This window comes from Neglectibacter timonensis (assembly GCF_900048895.1).
Taxonomy (GTDB): Bacteria; Bacillota; Clostridia; order Oscillospirales; family Acutalibacteraceae; genus Acutalibacter; species Acutalibacter timonensis.
Map to the genome: position 1 here is coordinate 585,254 of NZ_LT160639.1, position 15,508 is coordinate 600,761.

Annotated in this window: 10 protein-coding genes; 5 read left to right on the forward strand and 5 right to left on the reverse strand. The window is 53.6% G+C overall.

Features of this window, described 5'->3' with window-relative positions; translation table 11 throughout:
* The first annotated feature begins 158 nt into the window (after window positions 1–158).
* The 4 genes from BN3911_RS07720 to BN3911_RS07735 all read left to right on the forward strand — a co-directional run bounded on the left by BN3911_RS07720 (window position 159) and on the right by BN3911_RS07735 (window position 7,017).
* Entirely contained in the window at window positions 159–4,721 is a 4,563-nt protein-coding gene (locus BN3911_RS07720; RefSeq protein WP_066863616.1) for a SpaA isopeptide-forming pilin-related protein, read from the forward strand.
* Window positions 4,711–5,298: a sortase gene (locus BN3911_RS07725; RefSeq protein WP_066863619.1), complete on the forward strand. Its 588-nt coding sequence runs from the start codon at window positions 4,711–4,713 to the stop codon at window positions 5,296–5,298. Before BN3911_RS07720 ends, BN3911_RS07725 begins: the two co-directional genes overlap by 11 nt.
* Window positions 5,299–5,485: 187 nt before the next feature.
* On the forward strand, window positions 5,486–6,160 hold the full coding sequence (locus BN3911_RS07730; RefSeq protein ID WP_338086351.1) for an MIP/aquaporin family protein: 675 nt from the start codon (window positions 5,486–5,488) through the stop codon (window positions 6,158–6,160).
* A gap of 263 nt (window positions 6,161–6,423) precedes the next feature.
* Window positions 6,424–7,017, forward strand: a complete 594-nt coding sequence (locus BN3911_RS07735) for a GNAT family N-acetyltransferase (protein ID WP_066863622.1) — start codon at window positions 6,424–6,426, stop codon at window positions 7,015–7,017.
* 9 nt (window positions 7,018–7,026) lie between these two features.
* Here BN3911_RS07735 and BN3911_RS07740 read toward each other — a convergent pair whose 3' ends face one another.
* From BN3911_RS07740 to BN3911_RS07755, 4 genes are all read right to left on the reverse strand, one after another.
* The gene (locus BN3911_RS07740; RefSeq protein WP_066863625.1) at window positions 7,027–8,412 is read right to left on the reverse strand and encodes an MATE family efflux transporter; all 1,386 of its coding nucleotides are present in this window, start codon (window positions 8,410–8,412) and stop codon (window positions 7,027–7,029) included.
* A 145-nt stretch (window positions 8,413–8,557) separates the two neighbouring features.
* Complete coding sequence (locus tag BN3911_RS07745; RefSeq protein ID WP_066863628.1) at window positions 8,558–9,376, reverse strand: sugar phosphate isomerase/epimerase family protein; 819 nt, start codon at window positions 9,374–9,376, stop codon at window positions 8,558–8,560.
* Window positions 9,377–9,406: 30 nt separating this feature from the next.
* Window positions 9,407–10,192, reverse strand: a complete 786-nt coding sequence (locus BN3911_RS07750) for a nucleoside phosphorylase (RefSeq protein WP_066863631.1) — start codon at window positions 10,190–10,192, stop codon at window positions 9,407–9,409.
* Between the two features lie 114 nt (window positions 10,193–10,306).
* A complete protein-coding gene (locus BN3911_RS07755) occupies window positions 10,307–11,029 on the reverse strand; it encodes a LytR/AlgR family response regulator transcription factor (RefSeq protein WP_066863634.1) in 723 nt (240 codons plus the stop codon).
* A gap of 268 nt (window positions 11,030–11,297) precedes the next feature.
* Here BN3911_RS07755 and BN3911_RS07760 point away from each other — a divergent pair, with 268 nt between their 5' ends.
* Complete coding sequence (locus BN3911_RS07760; protein ID WP_066863637.1) at window positions 11,298–12,038, forward strand: LytR/AlgR family response regulator transcription factor; 741 nt, start codon at window positions 11,298–11,300, stop codon at window positions 12,036–12,038.
* A 254-nt stretch (window positions 12,039–12,292) separates the two neighbouring features.
* On the opposite strand, the gene BN3911_RS07765 is transcribed toward BN3911_RS07760, so the two are convergent.
* Entirely contained in the window at window positions 12,293–15,382 is a 3,090-nt protein-coding gene (locus BN3911_RS07765; RefSeq protein WP_187127706.1) for a glycosyltransferase family 39 protein, read from the reverse strand.
* Window positions 15,383–15,508: the final 126 nt, after the last annotated feature.

Below are 15,508 nucleotides of genomic sequence, written 5' to 3' on the forward strand. Positions count from 1 at the left end.
ACATAATTTTCCCCTTGGAAGCCCGGCTTTCGCACGAAATTTGACCTTTCTCTCACATGCGCTCTCTCGATTCTGCCTTGAAAAAGTTATAGAATGTTCACATGATAGAATTTTGTCAAACTATGGATTTGCACGATTGAGAAAGGGTACCCGAAACTATGAAAAAGCGACTGCACCGATTTGAAAAAAAGAGCCTGCGCGGTTCTCAAAAACTTCTGGTCTGTTTGCTGGCGGCGCTTCTCCTGCTGCCCGGCAGCTTATTTTCCGCCCTGGGGGCGGACTCGGCCCCGGCAGGCACGTTCTCCGGGGTTTCCTCCCCTGCGGAGCCGGAAGCCGGCCCGACAGACAGCCCGGAGGGCGCCCCGCTGCCCACCCCTTACCCTGAAGTTTCTCTGGTTCCGGCGTCCTCCGCGACGCCGGAACCGGATGGCGATACGCCATCCGAAACGGCCAGCCCCTCCCCGGCGCCCGACGGGGCTTCGCCCAATCCCTCCGCCGCGCCGGAAGGAACGCCCGGCGCTTCGCCCTCGGTTTCTCCGGAGGGTTCGGCCGCCCCTTCTCCCACGCCGGACGCAGCCGTGACGCCCTCACCCGAAGTTTCCCCGTCCCCCGTTCAGCCTGCGGCGGAAAACGCACTGCAGGGCCTGCTGGCAGGAATCGCGCTGCTGAAGGGGGATGGGCAGGAGCATAACATGGATGAATTTGGATTGACAGGTAGTCTTCGCCTTTCTGAAGACCAAGAGCTATCCTCCCCGGTCACACTGCCCTTGGACACAGAATTCCAAATGTGGTACGAGTTTGACCTCACTCAAGAGGAAGCCAACTCGATTGACCCAGCAGCCAGGTACTATTTGACTCTTCCGGAAAATCTCAAATGGGTCGGCGACAGCCCGACGGAAGGCAAGCCGCTGACAGCCCAGGGTTCAAATGTGGTCTTTGCCTATCTGTTCTACCACCAAGCAACGCCTGGCGACAGCAAAAACGCTTATATTCAATTCGTAGGAGATGAAGATGACCATTTTGCTTTTGGAGACCTTACCGGCGGATACGTATATCTGGACTGCTCTTTGAACGAAGAAGCCGTGGGCGACAAGGAATCTATCGTCATCCAGATAGGAGATAAGGAATATAAAATTTACATAGAGGATAACGCCAAATCGAACCCCGCTTTGGGAAAAACCGGATCTTTCAGTGACACCGAAAACCGGTTTGACTGGACTGTCACCTATACTTACAGCGATGGGGACAAAGTATTCTCCGGCCCTATCACCTTTACAGATTCCTTTACCGGCAGCCACACCTATGTTCCGGGTACTTTTTCATTGGACAACACTCCGGTCAATGATGAGGACCTGACTGTAACTCCTGAAGGAATTGCCTACAAGCTACCTGCCTATTCCGAACCGGAAGGAGGACCCCAAACCGGCTTCGACCCAACGGTGGCTCATACGTTTTCCTATCAAACCACCCTCACCAATGACGCGGTACGGACCGGAACCGAAGTGACCGCAAAAAATTCCGCTTCCCTTTCCGATTCTTCCTCGCCTGTGAATAAAATTACCGCCGACGCTACGGCGACAGGGAAAGCAAAGCCCTGGATCATGAAAACCGGCGTCTACAATTCCGTTCAAAAACAAATAGACTGGATCATCGAGGTCAACACAAACGACCGCAGATTACGAGATCTGATTCTCTATGACAGCATCCCCGAGGGCCTAACCTTGATCCCTGGTACCTTTTTGGTCAATGATGTCTCCGCTGCTCCCGATTCGAGTGGCGAGGATCTCACAGGAAAAGATTATACCTTTTCCTATCAGTTGTTTACAACCGCGCTTGAACCCGCCGTTCAAACCTACACCATTCAATATACTACCAGTGTAGACAAACCGGACGGACGGCCCGATGAAATGTTGGAAAATGAAGCCTGGCTGTCTTTCACCTGGATAGGCGGCGGAATCGACGGTACTGATGAGCCGATGTATCCCTCTGTTTCCAAGTATCCGGACGTACCGGATGATCTGCTTCAAAAAGAAGGCGAATACGACCCCGCTACTCATGAAATCACATGGACCGTGACCGTAAATCCAGAAAAGGTGAATTTTAAGTCCGGCACCATTACAGACGACTTGAGCGATCTCGGCCAAACCTATGTCGATAATAGTTTTTCTGCTGAGGATAGTGGACTGATTCAGTTGGACATTAATGATTCAACCAATAAATTTCTCACGATTACAGTTGGCGAGTTAGGGACTGATTCTTCCACGTTTACTTTCAAAACCACCGTAGACGAGCCCGAGGATTTTGCCAACAACAAGACCACCACCTATAAGAACCGTGCCGACATGGAGGCCACCATCGTGCTGGAAAACGGCTCTGAAATGGAAGTGCCCACCTCCGCCCTTGGCGAGGTTAAGGTCGTAAGCAACGTTTTGAAAAAGGCTTTCGTGTCCTATGATTATGCCACTCACGAAATCACCTGGAAGCTCACGGTTAATGAGAATAAAATGCCACTGGAAAACGTGGTTTTAACGGATACGCTTCCCGCTGAACAAACGCCGGTTTTGGAAAAAATCACAGTAACCTCCGACAATGCGGAAGAGATAACAGTCCAAAATTCCTTCGACGAGACCACGCGAGCCTTAAAAATAGAGCTTGGCAGCCTGAATACGAAGGTGGAGGTCATCTACGTAACCATACTGGATGCCGACAAAATCGAAAATGTATTCCCTAGTATTTCGATAGAATCCAAAAATTCAGTTAAGCTGACCCGCAAGAACTATGATGACGTATCTGCTTCCAGCACCGCTAAAATTCCCAATAAGCTTTTAACCAAAAGCGGAATAAAAAACGCAGAAGAGGAACACATCGATTATACCGTCGTCATCAACCCAAATGAGCTGAGACTGGCGGAAGGCTGCAACAGAATTGTGGATCAATTATCTTCCGGCCTTCTGTTGGATCAAAGCACAGTGGAGCTTTCTGCCGCGACAGTTGATGAGAAAGGAAACTTAGCCAAAGGGGATCCATGCAATTCAGATTCCTGGGCTTGGGAATACGACGCGCAAAACCGGAAGCTGACCGTTACCCTGCCCAAGGAGAAAAAGGCATATTTGCTTACGTACAGCGCCGATATCGTCAGCTGGAATGTTTCCGGGTTTACCAATAAAATCGCCTTTGAAGGCGAAGAACTCAGTGAGAGTCAAAACTCCAGTGTTTCATTCTTGGCCAGCGGCGGAGGCGGCGGCGGTATTCTTTCCCTGCGCAACCGCAAGGGCTGCATCGACATTCTCAAGCGGGACTACCATGTAGGATCTCCCGTGGAAGGCGTAGCGTTCTGCGTCTATGACAAGGACGCCCCTGCGCGCATCCTTGACTACGGTGTAACAGATAAGGAGGGGAGGCTTTCCTTTTCCGCCCTGCCTATCAATCACACCTATGTAGTAGAAGAGGTCGCTTCCATCACTGGCTATAATAAGACTGGAATTCTGTCCGGAGAATCGGAAGAAAAAACAACGTGGGAAGTTCTTGTAGAGCGTTCAGCCGCCGCAGGCGTCTATAAGCTGGAACTCACCAACACCCGCGTAACCGGCGATCTCTCCTTTACAAAGACAAATTCCTGGAACCGTAAGCTTACCGGGGCGACGTTTACCTTGACACCCACGGGTTCCACACCCGGCGCTGATCTCACGAAATATCCCGACGCGGTGAAAACCGCCGTCAGCAACGAAAACGGAATTGTCCTTTTTAAGGGGATCCCCTACGGGACCTATACGCTGAAGGAGACCGTGGCCCCGGAGAATCATTCTCTGAATACCGCCAGCTTCACGGTAAAGGTGGACGAAAACGGCACGGTAACGCTCAATGATGAACCCGTCACCAAAGAGACTTCCATCGAAAATGAATTCAAAGAAGGCTCCATCCACATCACGAAGACCGACAAGAGCACCGGAAAGCCCATGAAGGACGTCACCTTCACTCTCAAGGACAGCACGGGGGTGGTGCGCGGTACCGGCACGACCGGTGAAAACGGCGAGCTCACCTTTACCGGCCTGATGCTGGGAGAGACCTATACGCTCCATGAAGACCGGGTGTCTGGATATCAGCCCGCAGCGGACAAAAAAATCGAGCTTTCCGCGGAGTATGAAGCCCAAGTTTATGAAGTGAAGTGGGAAAACGTTCCCACCCCCTCCACTCCGCTGGGCAGCATCACCCTCACCAAGGTGGACGCTTCCACTGGAAAAGCCCTTGCTGGCGTTGTCTTTGAACTCTTTGACGAAGAAAACCTGAGCTGGGGCTGGGGAAAGACCGACAGCGACGGAAAACTCACCTTTGAAGAGCTTCCCGCGGGCAAGACCTATACCATCCACGAGACCACCCCGGAGGGCTACCTGGATTCCCCGGACCGGACGCTCACCCTTTCCGAGGAAAAGGAGTATTCCATCCGCTGGGAGAACACCCCCAAGCCGGAGGTCACACCTTCACCCAGTCCGTCCCCATCCCCGTCTCCCTCACCCAGTGTCTCGCCTTCCCCCACACCGGGCGGCACTGGGAGCGGCTCCGGCGGAACTTCTTCCGGAGGCAGCTCTGGCAGTAAGCTGCCCCAGACAGGGCGAAACCGACTGGCCCCTCTGCTGATGCTGGGCGCAGGAGGTATTCTTGCCGCGGCAGGCGGAATTACGTTGGCTGGAAAACGGAAGAAGAGAGGACGCCATGCCAAATAAAAAGCCCGCCGTCATCCTGCTGAGCTTAGGCGCTGTTCTGCTGCTCTGCGGCGGCCTATGGCTTGGCAGCAATGCGAACGCCGGCCAAAAGGCGGCTGTCTCCGCCCGGCAGATACTTGCCGAGATGGGACGTCCTGCCGCCCCAAGGCCCTCGCCCTCTGCTCCACCATCGGAATCCTCCAGCCAGCCCACCGTACAGGAGTTGGCGTCAGACGCCCTGGGGATTCTGGAAATTCCCTCTCTCTCCCTGGAGCTGCCGGTACTTGACGATTGCAGCGAGGAACTTTTGGAGCGCTCGGTCTGCCGCTATGCCGGCACAGATCCATCCCTTCCAGGGTTTGTCATTGCCGGGCACAGTTATGAAGAGCATTTCGGGATGCTTTCCCGTCTCGCCGAGGGAAATTCGGTCGTGTTTTATCTCCGTGACGGCACGGAGCTCCAGTATTCTGTGGCGGAGTTGGCCTATATTTCCGGGAATGCTCCGGAAGAACTGCAGGCAGAGGACTGGGATCTGACCCTGTTCACCTGCAGCTTTGATGGCTCTGACCGCCTGCTGATACGGTGCAAACGTACATAAATCAGGCAGGCGTATGCCCGGAAACCCGTCAGAAACCTTTATAAAAGTGCAGGAAAAGGGATTTTTCGTGTAAACAAGATGGGCCACTTGATAATTTATGAACAAAGTGTTACTGTTGTGACAATATAGAGGATTTAGTCGAAGTTCTGCTTTCCGCTGAATTCCCAAAAATAGAGGAGGCTCTTTTATGGAGAATATGAAGAAGTATGTAGCCGAGTTTATCGGCACCCTGGTTTTGGTTCTGTTTGCCTGCGGCACAGCTGCCGTAGTCGGCTGTAACGGCGCAGATCCCAACGCCGCCTACCTGATGACAGCCCTCGCTTTCGGACTGGTGATTGTTGCCATGGCCTATTCCATCGGCAATATTTCCGGCTGCCACATCAATCCAGCCGTATCCATTGCCATGCTGGTTTCCGGCAAGATGAGCGTTAAGGATTTTGTGGGTTACGTTGTCGCCCAGTTCCTGGGCGCTATCGCCGGCGCCGCCATTCTCATGGGCATTCTGGGCGGAACAGAGCTGGGCCTTGGCCAGAACGGCCTGTTTGAGGGCAGTATTGTGCGTTCCCTGATCGTGGAGATCATTCTGACCTTTGTCTTTGTTCTGGCGATTTTGGGCGTTACCTCTAAGCCCGAATTCAGCAAGGTGGCAGGCCTGGTAATCGGCTTCTCTCTGACGCTGGTACATATCATTGGCATCCACTTTACCGGCACCTCCGTAAACCCTGCCAGAAGCTTCGGACCGGCGCTGTTCATGGGCGGGGACGCTTTGGCAAACGTATGGGTATTTATTGTGGCGCCACTGGTTGGCGGCGTATTGGCTGCCCTGGTATGGAAGTTCCTTTCCTCCAAAAAGGAAGCCTGATTTTTTAAAACCAACAGAGTGATAAAAAACAGAGAGTCAAACACCTCCGGTGAACTCGGGGCTGTCTGACTCTCTGCTTTTTGTGTCCACAGGTGTTGCTGCGCATCCCCTTCCATGAATCAGGACCTGAAAGTCCGCTCCTAATCCCTTTTTGATAGGGACAATCCAAGGCTGATCCAAACCTCTTTGACACCGGCACAAATCCATAGTACTATATTTCTGAACAACACACCTGAAACAGGTATGGAAATGGGGGACTCCCGATGAAGGAGAACAGCGGCGTAAACATCCGCCTCGCGTCGACAGACGACGCGGAAGAACTTCTGGCAATCTATGCGCCTTACGTGCGCCGGACCGCCGTCACTTTTGAATACAACGTGCCTTCCGTGACAGAGTTTACCAGCAGAATCATCCGCACGTTGGAAAGCTATCCCTACTTTGCAGCCGAAGCTGGCGGCGAGCTGCTGGGCTACGCCTATGCAGGCCCCTTTCACACAAGGGAAGCCTACCGCTGGGCGGCGGAGACCAGCATCTATGTCAAGCAGGAAAGAAGATGCATGGGCATCGGCAGAAAGCTGTACGATGCCCTGGAGACAGCCCTCTCCGCCCAGAAAATCCTGAACCTCAACGCCTGCATCGCCTACCCGCAGCAGGAGGATGAATACCTTACCCGGGACAGCGTGGAATTTCACAAGCGACTGGGCTACAGGTTTGTGGGGGAGTTCCGGCAGTGCGGATACAAATTTCACCGCTGGTACAACATGGTATGGATGGAAAAGCACATCGGCTGCCATTTGGAGAACCAGCCGCCGGTAAAGCCCTTTGAGGAGGTACGGCCCCTTCTCGAGATCAGGTAGGCCCTCTCCCTACTTTCCAGCGGATATCTGCTCTGGAGGGGCAGCTTCCCGGCGGGCCAATATTTTCTTCATAAAAAGGAAATAGACAACCACGGTGACCAGCGGTCCCAGCACGTCGGAAATGGGCTCGGCATAGAACACGGCCTCCGCGCCGAAAGCGGCAGGCAGGGCAAAAATTGCCGCGAAGTAGCAGAGTTTTCTCCAGAAGGACAGCGGCAGGGAGAGCCGGACCTGCCCAATGCCGGTGAAGCCGTCCACCAGCTCGTACTGCACCCCCAGGGGAATGATGGCCAGCGTGCAGATTTTGATGGCCTCAAACGCCTGCCCCGCCAGAGAGGCGTCCTGTGTGAACAGCCGCACAAAGAGAGGGCCGCACAGCCTTGCCAGCACAAACAGCGCCGCCGTGTAACCCACGCACAGGCCTACGATATATTTCTGCGCCTTCAAAACCCGGTCGGAGCGCCTTGCCCCGTAGTTGTACCCCAAAATTCCCTGCGTCCCTCCGCTGATGCCTCCCAGGGGCATGGTGACCACTAGCATGAAGCTCTGTACAATCGTATTGCAGGTGACGAGGAAGTCCCCCCGCTCAGGGCCGCCGAACTGCTGCAGCACTGCGTTCATGGCGATGATCATCACATTGTCGATGGCGATAATCAAAAAGGGAGTAAAGCCTAAAACCATCACCCTGCCCATGATGCGCAGGTCATAGCCCCCGAAGGTGATGGGTACCATGGCCTTTTTTCCAAACAGGAACCGCAGCACATAGCCGGCCCCCGCCGCCTGACTGATCACGGTTGCCACCGCCGCCCCGGTGACACCCAGATCCAGCACAAAGATAAAGACGGGATCCAGAATAATATTGAGCGCCGCCCCCAGTATCACGGATTTCATCCCCGCCTTGGCAAAGCCCTGGCAGATGACAAACTGGTTCAGGCCCGTGGCAGCCAATGCAAAAAAGGTACCGCACAGGTAGGCCGTAAAATACCGCTGAGCATAGGGATAGGTGGCGTCGCTGGCGCCGAACAGCCGCAGCATAGGCTCCTGAAACGGCAGTATCCCGCCCACCAGCAGCACGGAGAACACGCACAGCATCAGGAAACAATTGGCCAGAACTTTGCGCGCCTCCGCAAAGTTTCTTTCCCCCATGCGGATACTCACCATCGGAGCGCCTCCCACGCCGATCAAAAACGCCACGGAACCCACCATTGTCACCACCGGGCCGCAGACGCCCACACCGGCCAGCGCCAGATCCCCCACCTCCGGGATATTTCCGATGTAGATGCGGTCTACGATGCTGTAAAGTACACTGACAAACTGTCCCAGCATACTGGGGATGGCGATGCGCCACACCAGCTTTTTGACTTCGTCCCGCCCAAGATCATTTTCCACTGCCATTCTTCTCTCTGTTCCTTTCCCTCGGGCCGCAGTCTCCCGCCCCGTAAAATTGCACAAAGGGAAGCTGGCATTACCCAAAATCCGCAATGCCAGCTTTTTTCCAAAAATCCCGATACAGGCGCTTCCCGCCCTGCCGTATCAAAAGTCAGATGCGCGCCTTCACCCAGGCGGCTGATTGCCTGAGATAGTCCAGCATCCGGTTGGTATCATAGTGCTCAATGGTATAGACGCCGTCGTACCCGTCCCGCTTCAGCCTAGAAATCAGCTCCTCAATTTTCAGGTCGCCAAAACCCACCGGCGCAGGATAAATGACAACGCCGTCCCGGGCGGTCTTCCCGTTCTCCCCGTTTGCCTGGGTATAGGCCCGGTCCTTCAGATGCACATGGGTGATTCTGTCGCGGAGGCCTTCGTAGGCTTCCAGTTCATCCTCCGCCATGAAGCGGAAATTTCCCGTGTCAAACGCGCAGGAAAGCCGGGGACAGCCGTCTAAAAACCTGCGCACTCCTGCAATAGTGGAGAAGGGAGAGTCGAAACTGTCGTACTCTTCCATCACAAGGGCTACGCCGTACCCTGCCGCCAGCTCCGCCAAAGCATTGACAGAGTCCACCATATTTTGGATTTGCTTTTCCTGAACCTCCCTGCTATCCTGTTCCTGCAGGAACCCGGGAATGACCAGCAGCTTATCCGCACCCAGATAGCGGGCCGCTTCCAGTATGGGCTCGCTCTGTTTTTTCACGTCTAAATCCCTGCCGAAATCAAAATAGGCCGGAATGCCGGAAATACCCAGCTCCGTATAGGCCAGCTCCTGTCCCAGCTCATCCTCCCGTCCCAGAATATTGTTCCCTGATATTTCCAGCTTCTCAATTCCCAGGGCTTTGGCCTCCTTCATCGCCTCCACCACAGGAATGTTTTCCTGTTTAGCAATCTCCTTGATATGGTCATAAAAGGTTGCCAGTACTGCCATTTCACTCCTCATCCTTTCTTTAGGCCGCAATTATTTCTGCATTTCCGCAGTTTTTTCCAACAGCCGCCTGCCTGTCTCCAGAGAGGCGGTAAAACACTTTTCCGAAATGGAAGCCCCCTTCTGAGAAAGGTTTCTCACATCCCATTCCGGGGCGTCCAAATTGTCTGCTGCATAGAAAAACGCCGCAAAATCCACCTTTCGGAACTGCGCCACAGCCGCCAGTGCTGCGCACTCCATCTCCACGCAGACGCAGCCCTGTTCTTTCCGGCGTTCCATCTTTCCCCTGGTCTCCCGGAAAAAGCCGTCAGTGGTCCAGGTTTTCCCCTCCACATAGGGCAGCCCCAGCGCTTCCATTGCCTGCCGGGCCGCCTCCACACAAGCCGGACTCAGCTCCACCTCGTCCGACGGCGGCAGATAGTGATAGGACAGCCCCTCGTCCCGCACCGCGGCAGTAGGAAGGATGAGATGGCCGTCCGCAATGTCGTGTCTCAGCACCCCGCAGGAGCCGCAGAACACAAAATGCCTGCCGCCCCAGGCAACCAGATTTTCAATGAAGCTGCCGGCTGACGCAGCTCCCACATGGGGCAGAAACAAGGCGGCCTCTAGCCCTCCCGCCTCAAGGCGGTAGACCGGGACAGTCCCTGTGCAAAATTTGATCTGCGCTATGACCTCCCCGTGATATTTCTCCACCATTTCCTCCACAATGACATGAGAAAAAATGCCGATGCAGAGCTTCGGAAAGCCTTCAATGGGAGCATAGTGATCCGCCGGATTGATCACCGCTTCCCGGCAGGGGTCGAATTCATTGCAGAGCATGGTTGTTCCTCCTTCCCGAATTGATCTCATTCTAAGCGCAAACCAGTATTTTGTAAAGATGAAACCCTAAAATAAACGCAAAAAAGGGAGGGCGAAGTCACGCCCTCCCCAGTTTCAGCAGCACTCTGCATTTCGGAATTCCTCCCGTATGGCCGCCCGCTTCTTCGTTGACACGGGAACGACCGTTCCGTCAACCAGCAGCAGCCCCTCCGGCGTCAGCCTTACCGCATAGGCGGAATTCACCACATAGGAATCATGGCACCGCAAAAAGCCGTTTTGCAGCAACGGTTCCACAATGTCGCTGAAGGAAATGCGCAGGCACTTGCTTCGGGACACCTGCCCTCCCCGGAGGAAAAAACTCACCCTATGGCCATTGCTTTTGCCATAAAGGACATCGGAAAGACGCAGGTTCACCACCCCCTCTGTAGAATTGAAAGGGATATGCTTTGCCGACTTCCAGTCTCCCTCTTCCAGCATCCGGTCCAGCAGCCGGAACATCTCACTTTCCTCTTTAGGCCGCACCAGATACTGCACCGCCCCCAACCGGTATGCCTCCATAGCTGCCTCCGGATTTACCGTTCCTGCAAAGAACGCCAGCGCCATGCCGGGATTTTTCTCCTTTAGCTGCCAAGCAGCCTTTAGGCTGTCTGCTCCGGACGCATGATCGCTCAAAAGGCAGATATCATACCTGCGGATGTCCGCCAGCAGTTCCTGCAATTGGGTAAAAAAGAACAATCTTGCATGGACTCCTGAACGAAGATCCAGATAGCGCTGAATCCATTGGGCACTTTTTCTGAGGCCGTCACATTCTCCGTCACACACAGCAATATGCAGCATTCCATCTCTCTCCCTCTGCTTACTCAACGCTTTTATTTTACTACAAAAGCAGGATTATCTTTCGTCAGATTTCGAGCAAATTCAGGCCAATTTCGTGTATTTCCAAGCAAATTCAAGATCTGCACAAAATACCTCTCAATCTTCACACGGGAGTTTTGCTTGCTGGGAAAGAGTTTGTTATAATAAAGACATTCTAAACGGTTTTGATACCTTTTTGGTTGGAAAAAGGAGGAAAGTCTGGGCATCTGTGCACCCAGATAATTGCAGTATGTTCACAATTGCACTATGCGACGACAATTTAAAAGAAAATGAAAAGCTTTCTGGCCTGATAGAAAACTATTGCGAAAGCCACCCAGGGATTGTTTCCGGATTTCAATCTTTTTCTTCCCCTACAGAGCTTTTGGATGTAGTTGAAAACAAAATGGGGTTTGATGTTTACCTGCTGGATATCCTGATGCCGGATTTGACCGGAATCGAAGTGGCACAGCGCCTTCGTGCCAAATCGCAGGAGAGCTTTATTGTATTTCTCACCTTTTCAGAGGATTTTGCTCTGGAAGCTTTCCGCGTGGGCGCCTTGCAGTATCTGGTAAAGCCCATAGAAAAAGAGGAACTGTTTGCGGTTCTGGACCGTGCCCTCACCCTTGCTGAACGCCGGGCGCCAAAAACCATCCTGATCAACACGGTGCAGGGGAAAGAGAGGATCCCCCTCTCCTCCATTGTATTTGTAGAATGCCGCAATCACATTCTTTCTTACCATTTATCCGACGGGCGCGCCCTTACTGGGCGTACCATCCGAACCTCCTTCGAGGTGGCTATGGGGGTTCTTCTGGCCGAGCGCAATTTTATCCATCCTCACAAATCCTTTATTATCAATGCGGATTATGTGGAACGCTTGACGGCCCAGACCTTTCTGATGGCGGGCGGGTTTGAAGTTCCCATTACCAAAAGCCGGTATGCTCAGGCACGTTCCAAATACCTGCAGTATTTTGATCTGTCTCCCGGCAATTAGCAGAACGGTACCTGAAACCTTTTGGTTTGCCGCGTTTCCTGCACACTTCTGCGCTTCATTGATTCTGTAGCCGTCAAGAGACTGGTGTCAAATGTATATACTTAGCGGCAGTCCCTTTCCTAAAACAATTTGATGCAAAAAAACACCCTTGAATCTGGATTTCTCCACCAGATTCAAGGGTGTTTTCTGCAGTTATTTTAAACTAATTTATAGCTTCTTCTTTAGACAAAAGGACTCCAGGCCTCTACTCCCTTTTAAAAATACCAGGTAGGCAGCAGCCGAAGGCCGTCGGTGTAGCTTTTCACAGTGGGCGCTCCGGATATCACAGGGAAATACACGGCGAACAACACCAGGTTGACCGCCACAAAGAGGACAAGTGCCATGGAACCAACCGACAGGTTCAGCGCGCCCTCTCCCTCTCCAAACACCAGCCTTTTCTGAAGAAAAGGCGTCTCCTGCAGCCGATCAAAAACTGCCAGCAGGGCGATGATCAAAAACGGCACCGCCGTAAAATAATGGTAGATAAAGGTGAGGCGCGGCACCAGGGTCCAGGGCAGATAGACCGAAAGGAAGCCTACCGCAGCTACGGCAGCCGGACGCCGGATCCCGTGCCATAGCTGCCGGACGGCGGCTATCAGGGCCAGGAAGGAGACGATCCACAAAAGAGGATTGCCCAGCGCCGCAATGGTGCTGTACTCTCCCGCCGCATTGCAGGCGTCGCTGGCAAAATACCAGATCGGCCGTATGTCAAAGGGCCATTCATACCAGGGCGAGGCAAAATAATGCTCAGCCTTGAGCTGGGAGTGGTAGTTGAACATGGTCGTCTGGTAGTTTACAAAGGTATCCCAAAGCCTTTCCACATTGTGAGGCAGGGTAGTCAGCGGCAGAAATGCCGCAAAATAGATACCGAAGGGGATCACCAGAAAGAAAAGGCAGCACCACAGGCAGAGCAGGCCGCATTTCTTCCAGAGCGGACGCAGCTCTCTCCCCTCACGCTTTTCCGCAAGCAACGTAAAAGCCAGCTTTCCGAAGAACAGTACGGCAAGTCCCAGAGCTCCATAAGCGGCCGTCCATTTGGAAGCAATACCCAATCCGGTGAAGACGCCGCAGGCGAGCAGCGGCGGCAGCAGCTTTTTCAAAGGAGCCACCGTCAGATCCTTTCGCAAAAACAACACCATGGCGTCGTACATCAGCAGCAGAAAAAACACAGCGTAGGTGTCGATGGTGGCGATACGCGTCTGGGTGAAATGCATGAAATCAAAGGCAAACAAAACCACGCCTGCCGTGCACAGCAGCGTCTTCCCGAACAACTGCTTAAGAAGATGATAGAGCACCGGCAGCATCAGCACACCGAACAGCGCCCCCATGAAGCGCCATCCAAAAGGATTCATGCCGAAAATCCGGATACCCACAGAGATGATCAGTTTTCCCAAGGTGGGATGCGTGTTCTCATAGGGTTCCAGCTGCAGGATATGTTCGTAGGCGGTACGCGCATGGTAAATCTCATCAAAGTAAGTGGAATTTTCATAGCTGATATAAAGAGGTACCACCCCCTGTTCATCTGTCAGCGCCTCACCCCCTGTCCCCACGGTGACAGGGGCAAACGCCTCCCGGCCGCTAAGCTTCAGTGCGGCCTCATTGACGGTGACGCTGCCGTCCAGAGGCGTCAGGCGCACATAGCGGCCCGGAGACGCAAGCCGGTACTGTTTCCAAGCGAACACGCTTCCATCCGTAAGCTCACCGCAGTCGTTCCAGACCTTTCCGTCCAGACTGGACTCCACCTTCAAATTTACCCCAACCCGGTAGCTGTAATGCTGGCTGTCAGCCGCAATCCCAGGCAGGTAATAGAGGACGTCGCAGGGTTCTTCCGTCCGAAGGGTAATGCATTCCCCCTCTGCAGGCGTCCAGGAAGTGACCGCCGTCTTTGTGGAGCCCAAATGCCAGAATCCCACAACACCGTAAAGCAGTATAACCGCCAGCACGCAGCAGACGTCCACACGGGTAAAACGGCTTTGTATGGGCCTTGTGTCCAACAGAGGGCGTTCCAGCGGTTCCCTGCCCTCTCTCACTGTTCCCCTAATGTAGACGGACCAGGCAACAAACAGCAGGTATCCGAAAGCAAGCAGCTGCAGGAGGGAAAGAAATACGGTAAGGCCTGTATTGGGATCGTAGGAAGACCCCTTCTCCTGCGCCTGCCACAGCACATAGGCCACATTCAAATAGTGGGAAAAAGCCATGCCGGAAAAGGCGTAGAGCAGCCGCTTATCCCGGACAAAGAGGTAGGAGAGCAGCAGGAACAGCAGGGCTGGGAACAGATAGCGTTCATGCATTTTTACACTGAACAGATACATGGCGGACATCAGCAGCACAGGGCAGGCAAACACTGCGTCCTTCCGCTTTGAAAAACCCAGGAGCACGGCGCAAAGCGCGGTGGCCAAAACGGGTCCCACCAGGTTCAGCAGCGAACCTGCCACACCCTGCGGAAGGCTTTTCCAGTTCCAACGGATCAACGCCCAGAAATTGTAGGCGTTGATGGAGTAGTAATGATAATAATCCATGGTGGTACGGTATTTTTCCACCAGCCACAGATAGTTGAAATCCTGAGTAAAGGGAGTCGCAATCAAAAGCAGGGCGGCCACCGCGCTGACGATTCCCAGAAGCAGTGACCAGAATTTCCTCTGTTTAACGGCAAAGAACAGGTACAGCGGTGCAAAAATCAGCATCTGCGGCTTGCAGGCAATAGCAACTCCGTAGAGAATGGCCGAGGGAAAATAATGTTCACGGTACAACAGCAGCACGGACCCCAGCAGGATAGCCGTACAAAAGGAATCCGCCTGGCCCCATTGGGCGGAATTGAGAAACACGGCAGGGCAGAACAGGTAAGCCGCCGATAAAAACAGGGCGGATTTTTCACCCAGCCGGGGCCTTGCCAGAACCAGCAGCATTCCCGCGCAGGCCATGTCTGTCAGGATGGAAGGCAGCTTCATCATCAGGGTAAAGGCGGATGACGTTGACTCCAACCCCCAAAGGAGCCTCAGCTTTTCCAGCCCGGTAAGTATGTATAGGTAGCCGGGCGGATAATCCAAATAAATATCCTCCCGGTAAATGCGCCCAAACCCCACCTCGTTGGTGATACGGGCCCAAGCCTTGAAGGTATCCAAATCGGAAGAAAAGCCTTCGGATGTCAGGCCCAGCCAAAGCCTAAGGATAAGGCCCGTGAGAAACACAGCAGCCGCGGCGGCGGCAAATCCTGTTTTTCCCAGTTCTTCCCCCCGGAACTTCCTTTTTGCCAGCAAGAGTATCACACCGCTGTACACCGCGGCCAGCAGTACGGATGACGCCATGAAAACCCCTTTCCCGTCCTCTCCGGCAAAGGCCTGGAGAAACGCAAAAAACATATGGAGTGCCGGGAAAATAAGCCAAATTTGCATTGACTATTTTCCTCCGGCATAGTAATCTAAGTTTGTGTC